Source organism: Butyricimonas sp. BSD2780061689_150309_C8, from assembly GCF_015560935.1.
GTDB classification, from domain to species: Bacteria; Bacteroidota; Bacteroidia; order Bacteroidales; family Marinifilaceae; genus Butyricimonas; species Butyricimonas paravirosa.
The window spans coordinates 46,346-69,824 of sequence record NZ_JADMSV010000028.1 but is presented as its reverse complement, the minus strand read 5'-3'; the positions used below and the strand labels follow the sequence as shown (position 1 = coordinate 69,824).

Sequence of the window (23,479 nt, the reverse complement as noted above, 5' to 3'; positions counted from 1 at the left end):
CTTGTGCCTTGTCGATCGTTTTCGTCGGCTTTACTTACAAGGAGGAACAATACCTGGTGCAAAATAGAAAATAATGAATACCAAATAATTCAAATTTAATAAATTATGGTTAATAAATCATGGAGAATTGCAATGGCATGTAGCATAGCCTTGGCTTTCATGTCATGCGAAAATCAGAAATTTAACGACACGTTTGTTGACTCTGAGCGTGTACATGTAGACACCCTATCAACAGAATTACAAAAAGTGCGGGATTACGTTCCCCAGTATGCAGTAGTAGCTCACCGTGGTTCCACGTACTGGACTCCGGAAGAAACCGAAGCTGCTTACCGTTGGGCTCGTGAAATGGGCGCCGATTATCTGGAGGCAGACTTACAAGTTTCTAAAGATGGTGTTATTCTAGCCTTGCATGACACGGACTTAAAACGTACCACAAATATTGAAGATGTTTTTGGTGAAAGATTCCCGGAAAAAACAAGAAGGGAATATTATGACCTTTTAGGTTACAGCGCACAAAAGATCGATTCGTTGATTGACGCGGATAAAAAAGCATTCGTTCCCAACTATCCCTGTTCTTATACTTACTATGAATTGATGCTTTTGGATGCAGGAACTTGGTTCAATCAAGATGCTGTTAGTCAAGAACAAGCCCGTACAGGATTTTCTAGAAATCATCAATACATCTCTACCCTTCAAGACTTGATCATGTATTCCAAAGGATTCAAATTGGAAAGATATGCTCAAGATGCCCCACAACCCACGGGTCATGTAAATATCTGGGGAAATGCTTACCAAAATGAAAGAGTCGTAAAAACGATGGTTGCAACGAATGAAGAATTCAGTAATCCGGTAAACTTCGGTGTAAAAGATAAAGTTGTTCGTTATGGATTCGGCTATGTTAAAGATGATCTCGGCACGAGTGGAAACATCCCCGGAATTTATATCGAATTCAAAGAGCCGTGGTTAAATCCATCTAACTTTGAACAAATGGTATACAACGAGTTAAAAATGGAAAATGTAACCGGATTCGCTGAAAAGCTTAACATGAACATTATCGCCGGAGGTGAAGAACCTGAAAGCAATCCTTTCTACAAAGACGGTAAAATCAACGTTGGTAACACGAATGGAAAAGTTATTCTTCAAACTTTCTCGTTACAAAGTTTAACTCGTGTATGCGACCTATTTGATGGTCAAGTTCCAATGTGTTTCTTGTTATGGAAAGGAACCGGAGCGACAGACTTAACTTACGATGATCCTCAAGGATATGCCTCTTTCATCAACTTGGCAGTAAAATACAAAGCACATTTCATTGGACCCTGCATTGCCGGAGCCCCGAACAATTATCCTGAATTAAATTATCCGTGGCAACACAACTTGATTCACCGTGCAAAAATGAAGAATCACCCGTATTCATTCGATACTTATGACCAAATGGCTAAATATTTCGGCCAATACAACTGGGGTAGTGATGGTGGTTCCCGCTACGAAGCTCCTTACTTGGATGCATTCTTCACGAACCACACGGATATGAGTCTTCAATACATGGTTGACTTTGGTTACAGAAAATCTCCTGCACCAACAGAAATTCCTGATGCTCGCGAGGTACTGGATAATTTAGGTTACGAAAAATAATTTTTAATCGATTATTGTAATGAAAAAATACATATTATTACCTGCCATGATGGTAGCCGCAATGTTATCTACCACTGCAGTGAAAGCCCAAGAAGATGTAAATCCTTTATTGAAATATGTCAATAAAGAAAACGATCTTAAAGCAAGCATCGGTGGTCGTATGTTTGCAGACGTAGCTTATTATCACACGGAATGGACCCCGATGAAATCCGGTGCTGCCATCACGGACGCTCGTATTCATGCCTCTTTAACTTACGGGAAATTGTTTATCTACGCGGACTTCGGTTTCGGGAATGGCGAGTTCAGCCAAAAAAACCTATTCGCACAATATACCTTCAAAGAAAGTTTAAAAGGTATTCACTTGGTAAAAGCCGGTTATTATAACGAGCCGTCAAGCATGAGCATGATGACTAGTTCATATAACTATCACTTTATCAGTCGCCCGTCAGTTTCCCAAGCATTGGATCCGGGCCGATCACTGGGAGCTACTTACAAATTCTTCAACAGACATTTCTTTGCCGATCAAGGTATTTTCTCTCAACTGAAATACAACGAGCAAGAAGAGGGGTACCAGGGATTCAGCTTAAGTGGACGTTGGTTATGGAAACCCATCAACGATAACAACATCACCTTACAATTCGGTACAGGATTACGTTACCAAAGAATTAACGGTGGAGAGGTTTACCAAGATGGCGTTTATAAAACGAACATGCACGTGGCAGCCAATATGCAAACTTACGTGGATGAAACTACTAAATTTTTAAGTTGTGACCTTCCTTGGGCAAAAGATGCCTTCACCATCAGTCCCGAATTCTTATTCAAGAGCGACCGTGTATTTGCTCGCGGAGAATTCATCTGGAAAAAAGTATGGAAAGACCGTGATGATCAAACCTTGTTTGAAAGTCAATTAGGTGGCCAACAAAGTTGGACAAATGTTGAAGGATGGAGAAGTGGAAACAAATTACGTCCCACGATCATGAACGGTGGTTACGTGGAATTCGGTTACCTGCTTTGCGGTAAAGCTTATACCTACGATGACGAATACGGTTTATTAAAAGGCATGGGGGACAAAGGCGGCTTGGAACTCGTAGCTCGCTACTCTTGCACGAACTTAACAGATATTACTGACGGGGACATTTTCTTGATTGGTAATCACAAGTTCTACCCGAACGGAAAAGTTGTAGACTACCCCTATTCTTCTAGTATTGACGGGGGTACCATGCACTCGGTAACACTTGGATTGAATTATTCTTTCAATCAATACATTAAAATCATGGGAGAATATCAATATGCTAACTTGAGTAACGTATATTTCCCGGATGACGAGAATTTTCATCAACTGCAATTACGAGTAATGTTTGCATTCTAATTGTCAGGAAAATTTTAGAAAAAGAAATCACACCAGAAGAGCGTGTCCGCAAGGCACGCTCTTTTATTTTAAACCCGGAACAAAATAAAGGGGAAGTAACGGGGAAATAGGCCACTCCAAATATCTCACAAATATTCTATCTAAACAGCAAAGCCAGTTGCTAAACGGGTTTAAAACCTAGGGGACACGTCAATCCCTCTTACTTGATAACTTAACTCCCCCTTAACTCTCACTTCATTCAAAATATAATCAACAAAAGTAAGGGTACGAAAGGAAATATCAAGCCGATAAAAGTATGACAATTCAAGTCATCTCACGCCAATATTTTTCTTTAGAACGGGTAACCGATCGCCAAGTGGAACCTTAAACCATCCTTGAACTTGGGGATATTATAATATCCCGACTTATCCGGATTCTTGTAAGGAGTATGCAAAGCAATTCCCAGATCACCCCGGAGTACGATAAAACCAAAGTCATAACGCAGGCCGAAACCTGTTTCCAAAGCAATCTCTTTTAACAAACCTGCTAACTTAAACTCTCCGCCCGGACGTTTCGGGTCATTCCGCAACAACCACACGTTACCGGCATCTAAAAAGATAGCCCCATTCAGTTGATACATGATTTTGAAACGAAGTTCCACGTTCCCTTCCAATTTAATATCTCCCGTCTGATCCAAATAAGCCGTTTTGTTATCGCTTTCCTGATGATAGCTACCGGGGCCTATTGACCGGATCGTGAACGCCCGGATACTATTCGCTCCCCCGATATAAAATTGCTCGCTATACGGCATCACCCGGGAATTCCCGTAAGCACAACCGATGCCCCCCATAAAGCGGGTTGCCAGAAGAGAGGTTTCCGTTATTTTACGGTACACGATTACTTCAGAGGTTAATTTCAAGAATTGCGAGTAGATATTACCGAACAATTTTTTGTTTTGCCCCTGATGATTTCCCGTGATATATTGTACAGCGGAAAGAATGTTTCCTGCTGACATAATCGTATTCTGCCAGTACAATCGATTGGGATTCCGTCTTGTTGCCGCCCTGTCATAAGTGTACGAATAGGACATGGAAGGTATCAACTGATTCTTGAAACTCATCGCTATCGCCGGGTTATTCTCCATCGTTTCATCAAACTCTTTCGAAGTCTGCAACAAATGGGTGTACGTGATCTTCAAAGGTGTTATCGTATGATACACTCGCCACGAGCTTTGAAAATCATAACTGAGAGATCCCGTGAAAGAAAGCATCCGGAAAAAAGTATGGCGATTCAAAAAATCTACTCCTATTTGGAAATTCGTACGTTCGGCAAAATCCTTGCTACTTTTCAGGAAGTTAGGTACCAGCAAGCGAGGCAATGACAAACCGACGTTCACTCCTAACTCGTAAGAATTAATTAACCCGGAATTTGAATTTGTCTTTTTATCCCCAACTTCCCACTCGTAAGCCCCATTCAACTTAAAGGTCAGGTTCTCCCCGCCCCGGAATAAATTCTTATTCGTTATTCCCAACGACAAACCAGGTCCGAGCAAATTATTGGATTTAGAGGAAACATCTACTTCTATTTCCGTCTCTATCGGTAAGTCGTACACAGCATTAATACTAAAGTCTAGACTTCCGAAACCGGACTTTTTCACGCTATCCGCCCGGGTCACATTCAAGTTGGTATATTTAAAAATTCCAAGCCGGGCCAGACTCGTTTGCGTTCGATTTTGTCGCCAGAACGAATAAGTGTCTCCGGGAAGTAAATGCATGGAACGAGCGAGAACCTTGGGTTTCACGTCCAACGGTTTCGTATATTTCACCTCTATCCCCTTATAAGACAAGGTATCTTGAGTTTCTGACTGATCGGAATTTTCCAGTACAAGTTCCACGTTTCCCACCTTGTACGGTTGCAAGGCTACCGCCGGGATACCATGTTTCAAAGCAATACGGACATCTGCTACCCGTCTTTCCCGTGTCGTGTCGACCAAAAATTCGATATAATCCGATTGGAAATAATAATACCCACTATTCCGGAACATTTTAGTTATCCGGGTTCGCTCATCTTCCATCGTGTACAAATTATACTCTGCCCCGGATTTTAGCAAGCAACCCCGTTGCGTTCTCTGTATCAGACTATCCATTCTCCCCGTCCAGCCCCAAAATTCAACAGTTCCCAGCAAGTAAGCTTCCGGCACGTAAACATTATAACTGATTTTCGCTTTCTTGGGATTCCGTTTGTTCGGAATAATCTCGTAACTGGATTTCACCCCGAAATAACCGTATTCACTGGCAGCATTCTCCACCACTTTCAAACGTAGTTCCGGTTGTACATCAGAGATTAACACGGGTTTCTTGGCCAATTTTTTGTATAACCAATGTTTTAATCCCTTCTCTTTTTTCACGTTCCAATTATACACCCACAACCCAACCGGAAACGGGGAACGTATGTAAGGAGCATACAACGGGTTATTAGGCGAGAAACCTAACGGCCCGGAAATAGCCGAACTTTTCGGTCCCTCCAACTTTACCCCTTTGGCAGTCTCTATATTCATCTTCTTCACCCCGGTGTATAACACCTCGCCTTCGGTCAACCTCTTCGTCTGAGAACAAGAGCTACCCAATATCATGAATACTATAATAACAAATAAACTATTTCCCAGACTTTTCATTTTCTATCGGTTCTATTTTGGATTCTACTTGTACTTTCTTTTTACGGCGGAATATATCCATGAATTTTTGGAAATTTTTTCTTAATACCACACCGATACCGGTTTGTGTCACTTCTCCCTCCAAGACGCTCTCGTAGCCCGTGTGCCGGAATATCTTCAGAAAAAAGTTCGGATTCTTTCCAAACACGTACTCGATGGCAATGTCATCCACAAGATTCTCCTCTACTCCCCCGGCCGCGGGGTCATTATCCGTGGAGATTCGTCCCCCGACTTTCACCCGTACCTTATTATTAAACAGTCGTTTCGAAAATTGATAAGAATAATCCGTTTTCTTGGATTCTCCTGCCTCTGACACTTGATTGTAGGTATTAATACCAAACGTCAGATCCATGTTCTTCAAATGTTTCCGAGACCATTGATTCAATTCGTTTTCCACGAAATTATTCAGGGCATTATCAGAGGCATTGGACTTTGCCACCGTCCCCGGCCCGGAATAAGTTCCGTAAATCATCATGTTCATCGCCTCTTTTGAGCGCTCCTCGGCAGTCATCGCTGCTAATTGGTTCTGTATCGTTATATCCCCCTCCGCAGCAAGATCAAACGTGATGTCCAGCTTCTCCAACGTGTTTGAAATCTTGATCATGGCATTGAACGTCACTAGGCGGGATTTCTGGCTATCATCCGTCACGCTAGCCGAAATTGTCTCCGCGGCCGTTATATTCAAGGTCGGGTTAGCCAGGTCCCCGGTCCATTCCACGAAACTACCGTCTTGTATCTTGAAATCCTTCTGCCCGATCACCGGCAGACCGTAAGAAACGATTCCACTCGTCAGAACGTATCTTCCCACGAGGCGGGTCTCTCCCACCGGATTCAATGTATAAGTCAGATTTCCCCCGCCATTTATTGCTACCCGGTTCTGCCCGTTCGATGATAGTAACACGTTCAACCCAACTAACGGTGCGATATTCACGGACATGAGCAAATCCAGATTCACGGAACTAACCTGCTGTAACTCATCAGCCGCGGCCAATTGAGTCGTGTCGCTGAACGAAACGAAACGCACAACATCCGCACTCCGGTCCGTCAATTCCAAAGGCGAAGATTTCAACGTGTAATAGACTTCACTATTATCCAGCAAGTTAATATTTCCTCTGACCTTCAGATTATCCAGCATTCCTTTCAAGGTTGCCGAGAGATCAACAAACACTTTCCCATAAACCATGGTCTCCGTATTTTCTTTCACCTTCATGGCCTGGAAATTCTTCGCTTGAACAGAGGCATCCATTTTTATGGCCGAGAAGGATGCGAAATCAACCGTTCCCAATAGTTCTAATCGCTGTTTATTAGGAGCTATCAACCCGAAATGATTAAAATTCAAAAGATTATCACGAATCACGATAGCCGAAGAATCTATCTTAAAAGTCGTCCCGATCATCAAAGCTTCTATAGTTCCGTCCTTGAAACGCAAATCTCCATTTATCAATGGTTGATCCATTTGTCCCTTCACCTGAAAAGCCCCGATCATATCTCCATCCAATTTCATTATACCCGGAGGAGTAAAGGCTCCCGCAACCCGCAAAGGGAATTTAGGGATGTCTATATCCAATGCAATATTTTTATCTTCACCCCCTGTCATTAATCTACCTTTGGTCAAAAGCGCCTTTACCCCATCCACCGACAAGGAAAAATCCACGTCATGCTCTGTCTGTTGCGACAATCGATATTCAATACCTAATCCCAAATCTCCCACACGCTCTTTCCCGTAATAAAATTCATCCACATTAACCGTCCCATTAACATCAATCACGTTATTTTTGCTATACATCTGCACATCAATCCCTAACAAACCGGATATATCCGGGATAAATGACAATGCTTTAGACAAACCGCCCAAATCAACACCTTTAATGTCGACAATTAAGGAGGCCGGTTTGTGATCTGCACCTTCTTCCGAAATCAAACGAATCCGCTTGTCTCCATTCAGCAATTGTAAGTTAGCTGCCGGAATTTCCCCTTGTTTCAAACGAATAAAATTGCCCCGGTTTATCTGCCATGAAACATACCCCAAGATAAGAGGATCGGGAGAAATACTCACGCTAAAAGCACTATCCTGCAAAGCAATATTAGCCCCGATATTGAATATTTCCCCTTCTTCGTTCGCGTGTTCACGTATTCTCACGTTTATCTGATCATACTCCACGTTTCCTTCCACGGTCAGCTGGGCCAATCCTTCCAATTGATCTTTAGCCCCGAAAACATCCACACCATAGCGTAAAGCCACGTCCTTCTGCTTTGCATACATCAACACACTATCCAGAACGATTCCCTCGATATTCAATCCATAAACCTTTGAACTTAACCCGAAATCATGGGAAACATCTGTCCCTAAATCTATAGCCATTCGTTCAAAACGAATTCCGTTACTTTTCAGGTAACCATTCAATATATTTTCTTGCTTGGCATCTATGGTTAACCGGAAATCAGGTAACAGTTCGTTCAATTTCACCATGTTAAAATCATGTTTCTCAATCTGCTCAACCAACAATCCGCTAGCTGCACTAAAACGATCGACTAACGTGTAGCCTCCACCATCCCCTTCAAACTTCATGGTCAAGTCTCCCGCCTTGACATCCAACAACGTCTTGTTTCGCAAACCGGAAAAAGTAATATCCAGATTTCCCAACTTACGGGTAGCAAGATCCTGCAAAACAATATTCGAAAAATTAGCTCGTAAAGACGATGTACTGTCCGCCTTCAATTCTGCATCAACATTCAGTCCCAAGGAAAAAGCCATATTTTCCGACATAAAATGTAATCCTTTCAGATCTACATTTTTAATATCTCCATTCAAATTTATCTTGTACGCGTTCTCATCTGCCCATAACCGGAATTTCATTCCCAAATTCAATTCCTGATTATCACTCCATAGTTCCCCGGTTAACTCCCGATCCTTCAATGCCGCATCCAAAACGACATTTTTATAATCGTACCCGTTATAATATAAGGAGGCTAATTCAAAATCCACTTTCGCCATCGCCTCTTTCCAATCAAGGCCCCGGCCCGATGCCAAAAGATTAGCCGTGATCGCCCCCAACGAATCATTCGGCATGAATTTATCCAAAGCGAAATCTTTCAAATGAACTTCTGCACGATAGATATTTTCTTTCCAACCATAGCCCGCAACAGCACGTAATATCCCATGTCCGGGATTCAACTCCATATCCACTTTTGCCGTCTGTTCCGCAATATTAACATCGGTCACTAATGACAGATGATCCGGAATAACCAATCCGGCCTCCCCATCCCCTGACAATAAAGGTGCGAAATACTCTCCCCGATCAACGACAAACGCTATATCCAATTTTCCCGCAACCTTTTCCATATCTGTCACGAATGCTACATTCCCCTCACTCCTCAAAGAAAAACCTCCCGTTGCACCAACATCAAAATGAGCAATATTCAACTGATCGACCTTACCCTTTATCAATCCTGACAAAGAAAAAACTTTATCCGATAACCAATTATTTAACTGATCATTGGAGTCCGGCATAAATAATAGCACATCCCGCCCGGCAATATTTCCATCAATCGATAACTGAAAAGGAGTTTCCATGCCGAAATCACTTATCCCGGATTCCGCCCGAACATTCATTTTCAATTGACTATTACTCGTTTTTAAAATCAGATTCGACACGTTAGTCTGTTCACTTTCCAAACTGACCCGACAAGACAAATCTCTCAAATCTAATCCATTTCCTTCCTTGAAACGTAAATTTTGAACAATTGCCGCCACCTCAGTTCCCCGATTGAACACGCTATCCACCTTCAACGAAAGCGCTGATATACGAATTGTTTCCGGAAACCGCTCCGCATCAACAGGGACACTCATCGGTTTCATCAAAAAACGATTATCCTCCAACTCGACCGTCCCCACCCGCACTTGCCAAGGCATACTTTCTTCCGTGGCCACCCCTGCCCCACTTTGCTCCCCCGTAGATTCTGCCATCAGTAAATCGCAAAAACCACGAACCAACATGATTTTCTCCAGCTCAACAGTCTGTTTTTCTAAACCGACATCCATTCCTTGCAGTCGAGCCTCTCCCACCCCAGCATGGAATTTCCCCATAGGCAGCCCCTGTAACTGATAATCAACGCTATCGATTGTTACCTCTCCAACCTTAAAACGCCAGCGAACCGGCTCACTCCCCCCGGTTGTATCAACCGCAGACTCCCCATCGCCCAAATTCATCCGGATTTTTCCTCCTTTTAAAGCAACGAAAGGGATCTCTGCCTCCTGTTGGGACAGATTCAACCGATCCACCCGAAGATTCAGTTCCTTCAAAACGACATTCATTTTCAATCCGGAAAGAGAGTCCCCGAAATTAACCGCTGCATTCTCCACGACTAAACGACGAACTTCAACTTCCTTCTTTAAAAGTTTTGTCAATGCAACATTCACCTGAATCACATCGGCATACAGCATCGTGTCTTTTTCCGTCTGTCCCAGATAAATATTTTCAACAGCCAAGTCAAGTGGAAATTTCAACAGAATCCGGCCAACCGACAGTTTCATGTCCAAATTATTATTCACGTACTGCTCCGCCTGCCCTTTCACAAAATTCTGGACGGCAGGAACATATAAAAGAATCATGACAAGAACTATCAATGAAAAAAGAACCAGGATAATTCTCAATATATATTTAAAAAGCTTTCGCAAAAATCTCATTTTCCTTTCTTCATCAAAGATTAATTAATTACAAAATTACAATTATTTCTCCAATTCGACCACTAGGAATAAGGCTTTTACCTCACATTTCCCAATAATACTTTTCCTCTACCCACAAACTGAATGCTTAATTTAACGAACAACTAAACCATAGAGTTACGGAATAGTGCAAATTTATATGCTGAATATCATTCCCTAAAACACTATCCGACAACACCTTATTCATAACCATTCGAAATAGTGTTTTTTTCTTCATTTTTTTTTCGTAATCTTGCATTTTGGTAGGCGGAATCTAACATTGAATAGAACCTATCATTTATAAATAAAAAATAATACTTATGTCACTTAAAAGAAATGTTCTTGATTTAAGAAAGAGAAAAGAAATTGTTCTTCAAGGAGGTGGCGAAGAGGCGATTAAGAAGCAAGCTGCAATGGGGAAATTGACAGCCCGGGAGCGTATTGAAGCAATTTTGGACAAAGACTCTTTCCATGAGTACGACATGTTCGTTGAGCATCAGTCCAAAGATTTTGATATGGATAAGAAAGTTCTTCATGGTGATGGTGTCATCATCGGTACCGGAACAATCTATGGAGAACCTGTATGTATTTACGCGCAAGATTTCACCGTAGCCGGTGGTTCTCTTGGTTTGATGCATGCTCGTAAAATCACTAAAATCATGGATCATGCCTTAAAAATGCGAGTACCCTTGATCGGAATCAACGATTCTGGTGGGGCTCGTATTCAAGAAGGTGTTGACTCCTTAGCCGGATACGGAGAAATTTTCTTCCGTAACACCCAGGCATCCGGAGTAATTCCTCAATTATCTGTAATCCTCGGTCCTTGTGCTGGTGGAGCCGTATACTCTCCCGCCTTGACCGACTTCGTGTTCGTGGTTGACAACATTTCCAAAATGTTTATTACCGGACCTGAAGTTGTAAAAACGGTATTAGGAGAAGTCGTGACCATGGAAGAACTCGGAGGAGCTAGAGTTCACAGTGAAATCAGTGGTAATGCCCATTTCTTCGCTCATTCAGAGTATGAATGTTTCGAACAGATCAAAAAATTATTGACATTCATTCCCTGGAGTAACGAAGCAAAAGCTAAACCTTTCCCCTCCAAGCCGCCAAGACCGGAATACAAGATCGAGAAAATCATTCCGTCTGACCCCACCCAGCCTTATGACGTGCGCGATGTAATCCGTGCTGTTGCCGATGATTCTGACTTCTTGGAAATTCAACAAGAATTCGCAAAAAACATCGTTGTCGGATTCGGACGTATCGACGGGGAAACTATCGGTTTCGTGGCTAATCAGCCTTCTGTACTTGCCGGAGTGTTAGACTGTGACTCTTCTGATAAAGCCGGACGTTTTATCCGATTCTGCGATGCCTTCAATATTCCGATCGTAACATTCGAGGATATGCCGGGATACTTACCGGGTGTTGAACAAGAGTATATGGGTGTTATTCGTCACGGGGCGAAAGTTCTTTATGCATATAGCGAGGCTACAGTACCTAAGATTACAGTAATCCTTAGAAAAGCATATGGTGGTGGTTATATCGCTATGAACTCACGTCACTTGAAAGCTGACTTTATGTTCGCATGGCCAACTGCAGAAATTGCAGTAATGGGACCGGAAGGTGCTGCCAACATCATCTTCAAAAAAGAGATTATGGCTGCCGAAAATCCGGAAGAAATGCGTAAAATCAAAGTTGCCGAATATCGTGAAAAATTCGCCAATCCTTACGTGGCCGCCTCTAAAGGCTATATCGATTCCGTGATCGAACCCGAGGAAACCCGGAAGATCCTGAAACACTCCATCGAGGTATCCAGCAACAAGTCGGTATTAACCCCGGCTAAAAAACATGGAATTCCTCCATTTTAAACTAAAATTATACCACGATGAGTACACCAAAATACGATTTATTAGAAATCGACGGCTTAAAATATAAAACCCAGTTTACCGAAAAATTTATTAATCGGAAACAATGGGAAAAACCCGATCCGGGAGCCGTTATCACATACATACCGGGATCTATCATCGATTTGTATGTAAAAGAAGGTCAAGAAGTTAAAGCAGGAGATCTACTTTGCCTCTTGGAAGCCATGAAAATGCACAATAAAATCCTGGCTCCCATAAGTGGTACGATCATGAAGATCCATGTCAACAAAGGAGATAAACTCCCTAAAGACGCTTTAATGTTTGAAATAAAATAACTTCAAAGGCTGCCGAATCGGCAGCCTTTGACAAATATCCGATTATGAGTTTCTTCAAAGCCTTGAACATCGTCAAAACCTATGCAAACCACAAGGCATTGGATGACGTGTCAATCAACATCCCGGAGGGAGCCATCTACGGGCTACTAGGCCCTAATGGAGCCGGAAAAACTTCTTTAATTCGAATTATTAACCAAATCACAGCCCCTGATTCAGGAGAAATATTTTTCAGAAATGAACATCTGAAACCGTCTGATGTCAACCGGATTGGTTACCTTCCCGAAGAGCGAGGACTCTACAAAAAAATGAAAGTCGGAGAACAGGCCGTTTACTTGGCTCGCTTAAAAGGAATCAGTAAACACGAGGCGATCGTCCGTCTTAAAATGTGGTTCGAGAAATTCGAGATTGAAGCTTGGTGGGATAAAAAAGTAGAAGAACTATCCAAAGGTATGGCACAAAAAGTGCAATTTATCACCACGGTACTTCATGAACCGGAATTGCTGATTTTTGACGAACCCTTTAGTGGTTTCGACCCCATCAACGTTGAATTACTGAAACGGGAAATTCTCGAATTACGCAAGAAAGGAACAACCATCATCTTTTCCACACACAACATGGGATCGGTTGAAGAAATCTGTAGCCATATCGCCTTAATCAACAAATCACGCAAGATCATCGAGGGACCAATCAATCAGATTCGTGAAAAGTATGCCAGTAACACATACCAGCTCAGCTGTCGCTACAACCCGGAATTCTCACCCGCACAAACAATCGGCTCAGAATTCGAGATAGTATCTCAACGTGTCGAAGGAGACCGTCAGGATATTATTTTGCAACAAAACACTTATTGCCCGGCAAACACCCTTTTGTCAAGAGTCCTGCCCAAAACAGACATCATCTCTTACCAAAAGATCATTCCCAGCATGAACGATATCTTTATAAAACTCGTAAAAGAGCAAGCCTAAATAATTTTTAGATTTATGATTTCAAATTTTAAATTAAAATAATTATCCCAGATTGAAAATCAGAATGACGTTTCCAAAACCTCATTTTCAATTTTCAATTTTCAATTTTCAATTAAAATGAACAAGATACTCATTATCATAAATCGGGAATTTACCACAAGAGTCCGTAAAAAGACCTTCCTTGTCGTCACAATTTTTGTCCCGATCCTGTTCGCGTTATTCTACGCTTTCCTCATGTGGATGCTACTACGAGACGACAGCCAAGAGCGTACAATTGCCGTTATCAACGAATCAACGTTAGAAACCCCGTTTCAAAAAATCAATAACACGAGTTTCACATATATCGATCAGGAGATACCGGAAACAGACTATATTGATTTCCTGAAAAAGAACGATTTTTACGCCATTACCCGCATCCCGGCCAATGTCATGACCCATGCCGAAATCCCGGTATTCTCAACGTCTCAAGTTCCCATGGAACTGAAAAACGAGATTGCATCACAATTACGCCAGAAAATAGAAACTGTCAAACGTGCTGAAGTGATTGCTAAAACCCAAATGCCGAATTTGGAGACGGAATTGGATGCCACCAAAACCCCCGTACTGGTGAGGACATTACTCGTCACGGACACCGGAGATGCCAAAGAAAGTTCGTCCGAAATCACGTCAATCATCGGACTGGTTGCCGGGCTAATCATCTACTTCTTTATTTTCATGTATGCCTCTCAAGTCATGAAAGGTGTTATCGAGGAAAAAACGAATCGGATTATTGAAGTGTTAGTTTCTTCGGTAAAACCCTTCCAGTTCCTATTGGGAAAGATTATCGGTGTGGCAGCCGTGGGACTTGTACAATTTTTGATATGGATTGTTTTGGGAGGAGGTATTATTTTAATTTCTCAAGCTTTTTTCATGCCGAATCTTGACTTGGAAGCCTTAAAAAATGCCAACGACCTAAATATGTTTGCTCAAGGAACAGAAATTAACCCCGAGCAATTGGCGATCATCCAAAATCTCGTAAAAACTATTGATCCCATGTTTATCTTGAAATTCGTGGGAGCCTTCTTATTCTATTTCATCGGAGGATATTTATTATATGCATCCTTATTTGCCGCCATTGGTGCTGCCGTTGATAATGAAACGGACTCCCAGCAATTCATGACCCCTCTGTCTATCATTCTGGTTGTCGCTCTCTACATCGGTGTTGCTGCCATGAAAAGCCCCGAATCACCCATGGTATTCTGGAGTTCTCTCATCCCTTTCACCTCTCCGGTCGTCATGCTTGTACGCATACCGTTTGGTGTTCCTGCATGGGAAATCATCACTTCAATGGGTTTACTCGTCGGATCCTTCCTTTTCTTCACGTGGTTATCCGGTAAGATTTACAGGGTAGGTATCCTCATGTACGGGAAGAAAGTCACCTGGAAAGAATTATACAAATGGCTTCGCTATAAAGCATAAGAAAAGCGACTCTTTCGAGTCGCTTTTTTATTGAGTCCAAGTCTTATTAGATCTTGTGGATTACCATTCCAGAACGAAGTTTCGGTTCGAACCAAGTCGTCTTCGGAGGCATGATATTACCGGTATCGGCAATATTGATCAATTGCTCCATAGAAACAGGGTACAAAGCGAAAGCCACTTTCATCTCGCCATTATCAACACGACGTTTCAATTCTCCCAATCCGCGGATACCTCCCACGAAATCAATCCGTTTAGAAGTACGCAAATCCTGAATATCCAAAATGTCAGCCAATACATGGTTAGAAAGGATTGTTACATCCAATACCCCGATCGGGTCATTGTCATCGTAACTTCCCGGTTTAGCCGTCAGCTTATACCATCTTCCACCTAAGTACATGCTGAATTCATGTAATTTAGCCGGGTGATAAATCTCCGTACCCATATCTTCAACCGTGAAATGTTCGCCCAATTTAGCCAACAATTGCTCTTCAGTCAAACCGTTCAAATCTTTTACAACACGGTTGTAATCAATGATTTTCAACTGATGATCCGGGAAGTGAACAGCCATGAAGAAATTATATTCTTCCGTACCGTCGTGGTTCGGGTTCTTTGATTTGAACTCGGCACCGATACGAGCAGCAGCAGCAGTTCTATGATGTCCGTCAGCAACATACGTGTAAGGAACTTTTGTTGCAAATAATTCCTCCAAACGTTTGTTGGTCTCCGGGCAGTTGATTGCCCAGAAATGATGACCGAACCCGTCTTCCGCCACGAAATCATAGTCAGCTTTTTTGCTCTTCACGATATCTTCAACGATAGCATCAATTTCCGGAACAGCCTTGTAAGCAAAGAATACCGGTTCCAGGTTAGCTTTTACATAACGGGTCAAGATCATACGATCCTCTTCCTTATCCGGACGGGTCAACTCGTGTTTCTTGATAATTCCGTTCATGTAATCCTCACAAGCAGCACAACCTACGATACCATATTGAGTTCTTCCGTCCATCGTCTGGGCGTAGATATAAAATTTAGCATCCTCATCCTGAACCAACCATCCCTTTTCCTGGAACATATTGAAATTCTCCACGCTCTTGTTATAAACAGTCTCGGAGTGAATATCAGTTCCTGCAGGGCAGTCAATCTCAGCTCTGGTAACATGTAATAATGAACGAGGTTTTCCTGCAGCCATTTGTGCTGCTTCCTCTGAATTCATCACATCGTAAGGTAGACACGCCAGTTCCTCACAAACTTCTTGAGATGGTGTACGTAATCCTTTGAATGGTTTTACTATTGCCATAAGTATATTTATGATTTAACGATTTACGATTTAATGATTCCAACCACACAGATCCACGCTTCAAATAGCGTCGTGAAAAATCACAGAATCATAAATCGTAAATCTAAAATTGATTTATTTGTTTACTCTGAATTTCTCGTCACCTTTCTCTATGAAGTTCACGATCTGGTGAGCAGCAGCCAATCCTGCGTTAACGTTAGCCTCTTCTGTTTGAGCACCCATCTTTTTCGGGGTAGCGAAGAAACGGCCTTCGAATTTGCTGAAACAATCACAATCCGGAGCGATATCCGTGATATAGTGGAAATCAGCTCTTTCTTCCATCAATTTAGCCAAACCTTCCTCGTCGATAACTTCCTTACGAGCGGTGTTCACCAAAACAGCACCCTTCGGCATATCTTTCAACAAATCATAATTGATTGATTTCTTGGTTTGTTCTGTTGCCGGGATATGCAAAGAGATGTATTGACACATCTTGTACATTTCCTCAGCTGAATGTAACGGGGTTGCCCCGGCATTTTTGATTTGCTCGTCTGTCATGAACGGGTCGAAAGCGTAAACTTCCATTCCGAATCCGCGAGCGATACGTCCAACGTTTTGTCCAACATTTCCGTAAGCGTGGATACCGATCTTCTTACCTTTCAATTCGGAACCTGATTTTCCGTTGAAGAAGTTACGAGCCATGTAAACCATCATACCGAAAGCCAACTCGGCCACAGCGTTTGAGTTTTGTCCCGGAGTGTTCATAGCCACTACATTGTGAGCAGTACAAGCAGCCAAGTCGATGTTATCGTATCCTGCACCGGCACGAACGATTACTTTCAAATTCTTAGCAGCCTCGATTACTTCTTTGGTAGCTTTGTCTGAACGGATGATCATAGCGTCAACATCAGCAACTGCAGCGATCAACTCGTCTTGTGAAGTATATTTTTCTAATAAAACTAACTCATATCCTTGAGCTTCTACGATTTCTCTGATTCCGTTAACGGCAACCGGAGCAAACGGTTTATCTGTAGCGATTAATACTTTAGTCATGATAATTACAATTTTAAATGAAAAAAGATTTACGATTTCAGACCATCATTGCCTTCATTTTCATGAAAGACAATTCTACATCCGAAATCGTAAATCGTCAATTATTAGATATGTTTTGCTTCAAATTCTTGCATTGCAGCAACCAAAGCTTTCACGTCTTCGATTGTACAAGCGTTGTAAGTAGAAGCACGGAATCCACCTACTGAACGGTGTCCTTTCAATCCTACCAAGTTTTTAGTCTTAGCGAAATCAAGGAATTCTTTCTCCAATGACTCGTATCCTTCTCTTAACAAGAAAGGAATGTTCATTCTTGAACGAGAACCTTCTTTTACAACCGGACGGAATACTTTGCTTCTTTCCAATTCAGCATAAAGCATATCAGCTCTTTCGATAGCTAATTTCTCCATAGCTTCAACACCACCCATTGCTTTTACCCATTTCAAGGTTTCTTTCACCCCGAAAATATTGATACATGGAGGAGTGTTGTACATTGATTCTTTATCCACGTGAGTTTTGTATCTCAACATAGTCGGGATCATTCTGTCAGCTACCACGTTGTTCAAGAAATCATCTTTAATGATCACGAAGGTAACACCGGCAGGTCCGAGGTTCTTCTGGCATCCCCCATAGATCATGGCATATTTAGACACGTCAACCGGACGGCTGCAAATATCAGAAGACATATCACAAATCAAAGGTACCGGAGAGGTCGGATCATAGAAAATTTCCGTACCGCGGATCGTGTTGTTTGAAGTGATGTGCATGTAATCCACGTCTGAAGGAATCGTGAATTCAGGATAATAAGTAAATCCGTCAGCCTCAGAAGAAGCAACGATTTCAACTTCACCCCACATTTTAGCCTCTTTAATAGCTGCAGTTGACCAAGTTCCGGTATTTACATAGGCAGCTTTCGTTTTCAAGAAGTTGAAGGGGATCATGCAGAACTGCATACTAGCACCACCACCCAAGAAAAGAACCGAGTATCCTTCCGGAATATTCAATACTTCTTTGAACAAGGCAACAGCCTCTTCGTAAACAGCTTGAAAATCTGCAGAACGGTGAGACACTTCCATGATTGATTGTCCCGTGTTACCGAACTCTAATACTGCTTTTGATACATTTTCCAATGTAGAATCCGGCAATTTACATGGTCCGGCATTAAAAATGTGTTTTCTCATCTCTAAAATATTTAAGTAGATAATTAATTAAAATCTTGTTTGCAATCGCGTTACAAAGATGCAAAATAAGTCCATATAAAAGACTTTTTTCCGTAATTTTTATTCGTTTTTCTTACCGCTTAATAATCAACAGTTTCAACATCTTCGAAAACGTTTTTGCTTCTATAAAAAGACTAAGCACCCGTTCCCGGGTGCTTAGTTATCGTCTAGCTCAAAAGCACCCGACTAAAAGAACGGGGTCTTGACAATTTTAGCTTTCAAAGCTTTGTTTCTTACACGAATGAAGATCTCCGTATCCAGCTTGTGGAAACCACTCTTCACGTATCCCGTACCGATTGACTTCCCGGTCCAGGGAGAAACAGTTCCGGAGCAAACGACCCCGATCTCGTTTCCTTCTGCATCCTCGATCACGTATCCTTGGCGAGCAATACCCTTATCTTGAAGTTCGAACGGTTTCATGTAACGGCTTGGCTTATCTGCTTTCATTTTTTCATGATAAGCACGGTTAATGAAATCATTTCCCGGCACGAATTTCGTGATCCAGCCCAAACCAGCCTCAATAGGAGAATGATCATCGTCAATTTCGTGTCCGTACAAGCAGAAACCTGCTTCCAAACGCAAGGTATCACGAGAACCTAACCCGGCAGGTTTGATTCCGAATTCAGCCCCAGCCTCAAACACGGCATGCCAAAGTTTCTCAGCATCTTTCACGTATGCATAAATCTCGCAACCACCCGCTCCGGTATATCCAGTCGTGGAGAAGATCACTTTATCGATTCCTGCAAACGGGATCTCTTGGAAAGTATAATATTCCATATCTACCACGTTAGCCGTGGTTAATTTTTGCATTGCCTTCAATGCCAAAGGACCTTGAACGGCAAGCTGGCAAATATTATCAGAAGCGTTTTCCAAATCGGTATCCACGTTCATACCTAATTCTTTTGCCCATTTCGTACACCATGCCCAGTCCTTCTCGATATTGGCAGCATTCACAACCAACAAATATTTTTCGGCACTGAAACGATATACCAAAAGGTCATCCACGATACCACCCGTTTCATTCGGAAAACAGCTATACTGGATTTTACCATCCGTGAGAGCTGCCACATCGTTAGAAGTAATCTTCTGTACCAATTCGAAAGCTTTCGGGCCTTTTACCCAGAATTCACCCATGTGAGAAACATCAAATACACCCACTTTTTCACGAACCGTGTTGTGTTCGTCTTTAATACCGGTATATTCAATCGGCATATTGTAGCCGGCAAAAGGAGCCATTCTTGCCCCAAGCTCCTCATGGAAATGTGTAAATGGAGTAGTCTTCATTTTTATATCGTTTAAATATTCATTATATTATAAAGTATAACTATAACACTCCGCAAAGTTAAAACTTTTATTGTTCTTGCCTACCCTTTCTAAAAAAATATTAGCACGTCAATTGAATCTTCGAAATCAGAAACAAACCGCCCGTTAACTTATTTGCAATCTCGGTAAAAATGATTACTTTTGTTCAATTCAACTGTGAATAAATTTACTACATATTAATCCTTAGAAACTAATTGAACAATGATTCTAAAAGTAATAGAACAAAATGGTATCACCATTGTCGAATTCGTAGACGTGACTCGTTTCACGTTAGCGTCGGCTGACGAAGTGAAAACGGAACTCAGACCTTTGTTAAATAATAAAGATTGTCGAATGCTCTTCGACTTTCACGACATTGAATTTGTAGATAGTAGTGCCATCGGTTGCATCATCGCCCTTTTCAAAACAGCGAAAAGCGTCGGATCCAGCCTAAAACTTTGCAACCTCACGCCGGAAGTGTTGAAAATATTTGAGCTCTTGCACCTGCAAGTGATCTTCGATATCACCGGAACTCGTGAAAGCTGCATGGCAGACTACGTAAAATAAAAGATAAAGCCTCCCTTTCAGGAGGCTTCACTTTTTTATTAAGCTATCGTCAGACAAACACTATCCGATGCAGCCTTTCCATTTTTCGTGGTAGCAAAAGCATACCCTTTCACATTCGTGGAATCCCACTCTTCTGGTAAGGATTCACTCGTGTTCCCGTTCTCTCCACGAGCTCTCAACAAAATAAGCTTACCTCTCTTCAACACGGTTTCGTACAACACGGCATACACCTGATCGTCAGCAGAAGAATAACCATCATTTTATTAAAAATAACATTTTCCATCATATACAACTTTCCAAATAATAAAAGAAATCGCTTCTCCTAAAATAGAATACCCTCTAAAAGTCTTTTATTTAACTTTTAAAGGGTATTTTTATGATATGAAATCTTAGAGAACGGTTACATATCATGAATCAAGCAAAGGTAATAAACTAATCCTTATTTTTCAAGGCTTTATCTATCCTATAAAGCAAGTAATTATAATGTGAACGAGTATCTCCCGAGCTTTGGGTTATAGCACTGGACAACAACTCTTTCACCTCTAACAGCATATCATAAAACAAATAAGCCGTCGTATTATCCTTGATTTTTACTTTAGACATGGGTTCAAAACCTTCTTCACGGGCAGAATGTTTCAACACGATCTTCGATATTGCATAGTTCGAAAAAGACTTCTGTACAAATTCATTCAAATATTGAGAACGGCTTGACAAAGCCAATGCATCGTCCTCTGAAGCAGGTAAAAAATTCTGAGCAGGTCCGGTTATACTGGAAGTAGCCATAATATTAGCAACAAAAAGATTTTGCAAATTCATATCCGTCTTCGTCAACTTTTGATTTTTTAAAGTCTTGTCCCAAATAATCCGGTAGAGATCAGACAGGTACTCTTGGGGTGTATAAGCTTCCAGCGATTTCTCAGCACCTAATGCAACATAACTAACCCTATTAAATAATAACCCGATAAGTTCTTCCTGTGCAGCTTCAGGAACCAAGTCTTTCAAGTTATACAGATACTTCAAGTCTCCATTATCCAACCAAGATAAATCTTTGGCAACATCAATCACATACTTCAACGCTTCTTTTTGTCTTTCTTTGGACTCCACTTGATAAGTCGTCCCCTTATCACCTTCACAAATTTCATTCAAATAGATTCCTCCAATATAAGCCATGACATTATTCATGCTATTTTTAAAAGTAAACACCAGATTATCATATAGCAGACCTCTCAACTCCAAGTCCCTATCTCCCTCCTTATACCACTCGTGATAATGCTGGAGTGCCCTTTTCAAATTACGGATATAATAATCCGTCGCTTTCAGATGATCATTTCCCAAATCGCCGTATAACGCAGTCGGATCGTATACAGTCGAAGTATATTGTCTCTTTTTGTAACGAAACATCGGATCTTCTGCAACTTCTTTTATCCATTTATCTAGAGTGGCAAATTCACTTTCTGGGGTCGTGGTTCCTTTGATTGGACAATACAACCACTTTATTGCATAATAGTCATACGGCCCAAGACCTTTAGGAGTAAGCCGAACCCCATTCTTCACATCTTCCGGTTGGGCTATATAATTATAAGCTATATCATCCATTATGGAGGCACTCAAACCATACTGTTGCGTGAACGAAGCTGAACGCAAAGAATCTACTGGATAAGCATAAGAAGCTCCAAAGTTAGAAGTTAACCCCAAACATTCACCCACGGATTGCATAATGCTGGTACGAATGAGATCCCCCATAACTTCTTCGGCAAGTACAGCCTGCCTCACGGAAGGGTCTGTTGCCATCGTAGATAATACCCGGGATAGATACAATGCATACCTCACATTATCGCTAATATAAATGGAAGCATTCAATATCTCTCCGGTACGAGGATCCGTGTGCATAGAAGTCAGGATTTCATCCAGTGTCAAGGGAGCATAACGAATAGTGGAATAATTCAAGTCATTAGCATTAAAAATCGAATCATTTTGAGGAAATTCAAGTACCCGCACGACATCCTTAAAACCAATTTTTTCAAAAGCCAAATTCCACTCTTCCGCTCCCGACCGGATATATTTTTTCCAAGTTTGAGGCATCAATGTATCCAAGTAAAACACAATCGGCTTTTGGGGTTCCACTAATTCTCCAGAGGCGTAAGCAACCGGATCCACAGGTTCAATCCGCCAACGATTAGAATAGAATACCTTTTTCAAACCGGTTTTAGCATTCTCCAATACGGCTCCCGTGTAATAAGAAGTTCCGATTCGAGGATCGGCCAAACGGGCCTGCATTGGGGTCTCCGGTAGCAACATTAATATTTTATCTACCAAAACGGTCACCGGAACATCTTGATTCATTATCATTGCTCCGAAAAACATATAATCCACATCATAACTCATCTCGCATCCCACAATAATACTGTTCTGATAGGCATGAGCATCCCTCAGGAACGAACGCTCTTCATCGAATTCATGTTCCCGAGTTACTAATCCGTAAAGTGAATTAGCTGCATATCCGGGGAAAGGCGAAGAATAATATGAATCTTCCAAGAACAGGCTGGTCATATCAACCACCACCGCACTACTATCTGGAGTCGGTGCTACAATTTTAAAACTCTGATATATTCCGCCAGTATTTGCCTCCTCAATAGCCTCTTCCACGGCTTGTTCTCCGATCCGGTTTACCAATCGATTCTGCAATATTAACCGAGCCTCCAAAATAGAATCGTTTTTCGTGAAAACCATGTGTAAAGGCTTTCCTGCAAACTCCCCAACAACACCTTCTCCATGATCACTGGTCTTTTGGATCGAAGAAGTCAACAACATATCTTTCCCGAGCAGAGATAACGGAAATTCAACAAACACATTCCCTTCCATAACATGAACAGTCATCATTCCTTTGGAAGTATGTACTTGCTTTCCCTTAAATAATTTCTCGTATGCGTTTTCCGTCTTTTGAACCTTTTTCGTTTTCTTACGTTTCGCCGCACTCCCTTCTATACTTATCCCAGTGAAAAGGACAAAAAGCACCAGTGCGTAAACTATTGTTCTCATAACTTTC

General features: G+C 41.7%; 15 protein-coding genes. 7 read left to right on the top strand and 8 right to left on the bottom strand.

What is annotated here, in order from left to right; genetic code table 11:
• Window positions 1–105 precede the first annotated feature (105 nt).
• Together I2I33_RS17340 and I2I33_RS17335 are read left to right on the top strand one after the other, a co-directional pair.
• Window positions 106–1,632 (top strand): glycerophosphodiester phosphodiesterase family protein, encoded by a 1,527-nt coding sequence (locus tag I2I33_RS17340; protein ID WP_087421610.1) that lies wholly within the window; start codon window positions 106–108, stop codon window positions 1,630–1,632.
• A 19-nt stretch (window positions 1,633–1,651) separates the two neighbouring features.
• A complete protein-coding gene (locus I2I33_RS17335; protein WP_027201626.1) occupies window positions 1,652–3,001 on the top strand; it encodes a porin in 1,350 nt (449 codons plus the stop codon).
• A 331-nt stretch (window positions 3,002–3,332) separates the two neighbouring features.
• On the opposite strand, the gene I2I33_RS17330 is transcribed toward I2I33_RS17335, so the two are convergent.
• Window positions 3,333–5,654: a BamA/TamA family outer membrane protein gene (locus I2I33_RS17330; RefSeq protein ID WP_195666859.1), complete on the bottom strand. Its 2,322-nt coding sequence runs from the start codon at window positions 5,652–5,654 to the stop codon at window positions 3,333–3,335.
• Entirely contained in the window at window positions 5,635–10,305 is a 4,671-nt protein-coding gene (locus I2I33_RS17325) for a translocation/assembly module TamB domain-containing protein (RefSeq protein ID WP_162613821.1), read from the bottom strand. The genes I2I33_RS17330 and I2I33_RS17325 overlap by 20 nt, the downstream gene beginning before the upstream one ends.
• Window positions 10,306–10,718: 413 nt before the next feature.
• Between I2I33_RS17325 and I2I33_RS17320 the strand changes: the two genes are divergently transcribed.
• From I2I33_RS17320 to I2I33_RS17305, 4 genes are all read left to right on the top strand, one after another.
• A complete protein-coding gene (locus I2I33_RS17320) occupies window positions 10,719–12,263 on the top strand; it encodes an acyl-CoA carboxylase subunit beta (protein WP_087421607.1) in 1,545 nt (514 codons plus the stop codon).
• Between the two features lie 17 nt (window positions 12,264–12,280).
• Window positions 12,281–12,595, top strand: coding sequence for a biotin/lipoyl-containing protein (locus I2I33_RS17315; protein ID WP_087421606.1), 315 nt, complete (start codon window positions 12,281–12,283; stop codon window positions 12,593–12,595).
• A gap of 44 nt (window positions 12,596–12,639) precedes the next feature.
• A complete protein-coding gene (locus I2I33_RS17310; RefSeq protein WP_087421605.1) occupies window positions 12,640–13,560 on the top strand; it encodes an ABC transporter ATP-binding protein in 921 nt (306 codons plus the stop codon).
• 117 nt (window positions 13,561–13,677) lie between these two features.
• Complete coding sequence (locus tag I2I33_RS17305) at window positions 13,678–15,018, top strand: ABC transporter permease (RefSeq protein WP_087421604.1); 1,341 nt, start codon at window positions 13,678–13,680, stop codon at window positions 15,016–15,018.
• Window positions 15,019–15,064: 46 nt separating this feature from the next.
• Here I2I33_RS17305 and I2I33_RS17300 read toward each other — a convergent pair whose 3' ends face one another.
• The 4 genes from I2I33_RS17300 to gcvT form a co-directional block, all read right to left on the bottom strand.
• On the bottom strand, window positions 15,065–16,315 hold the full coding sequence (locus I2I33_RS17300; RefSeq protein WP_087421603.1) for a DUF1015 domain-containing protein: 1,251 nt from the start codon (window positions 16,313–16,315) through the stop codon (window positions 15,065–15,067).
• A 114-nt stretch (window positions 16,316–16,429) separates the two neighbouring features.
• A complete protein-coding gene (locus I2I33_RS17295; RefSeq protein ID WP_087421602.1) occupies window positions 16,430–17,347 on the bottom strand; it encodes a 3-phosphoglycerate dehydrogenase in 918 nt (305 codons plus the stop codon).
• Window positions 17,348–17,451: 104 nt separating this feature from the next.
• Window positions 17,452–18,525, bottom strand: a complete 1,074-nt coding sequence (serC, locus tag I2I33_RS17290) for a 3-phosphoserine/phosphohydroxythreonine transaminase (RefSeq protein WP_087421601.1) — start codon at window positions 18,523–18,525, stop codon at window positions 17,452–17,454.
• Window positions 18,526–18,750: 225 nt separating this feature from the next.
• The gene (gcvT, locus tag I2I33_RS17285; protein WP_087421600.1) at window positions 18,751–19,848 is read right to left on the bottom strand and encodes a glycine cleavage system aminomethyltransferase GcvT; all 1,098 of its coding nucleotides are present in this window, start codon (window positions 19,846–19,848) and stop codon (window positions 18,751–18,753) included.
• A 240-nt stretch (window positions 19,849–20,088) separates the two neighbouring features.
• Between gcvT and I2I33_RS17280 the strand changes: the two genes are divergently transcribed.
• On the top strand, window positions 20,089–20,433 hold the full coding sequence (locus I2I33_RS17280; RefSeq protein ID WP_087421599.1) for an STAS domain-containing protein: 345 nt from the start codon (window positions 20,089–20,091) through the stop codon (window positions 20,431–20,433).
• A gap of 38 nt (window positions 20,434–20,471) precedes the next feature.
• Here the strand turns inward: I2I33_RS17280 and I2I33_RS17275 are convergent, their stop codons facing one another.
• Together I2I33_RS17275 and I2I33_RS17270 are read right to left on the bottom strand one after the other, a co-directional pair.
• Complete coding sequence (locus I2I33_RS17275; RefSeq protein ID WP_140402602.1) at window positions 20,472–20,654, bottom strand: hypothetical protein; 183 nt, start codon at window positions 20,652–20,654, stop codon at window positions 20,472–20,474.
• Window positions 20,655–20,865: 211 nt separating this feature from the next.
• Window positions 20,866–23,472, bottom strand: a complete 2,607-nt coding sequence (locus tag I2I33_RS17270) for a zinc-dependent metalloprotease (RefSeq protein WP_162613820.1) — start codon at window positions 23,470–23,472, stop codon at window positions 20,866–20,868.
• Window positions 23,473–23,479: the final 7 nt, after the last annotated feature.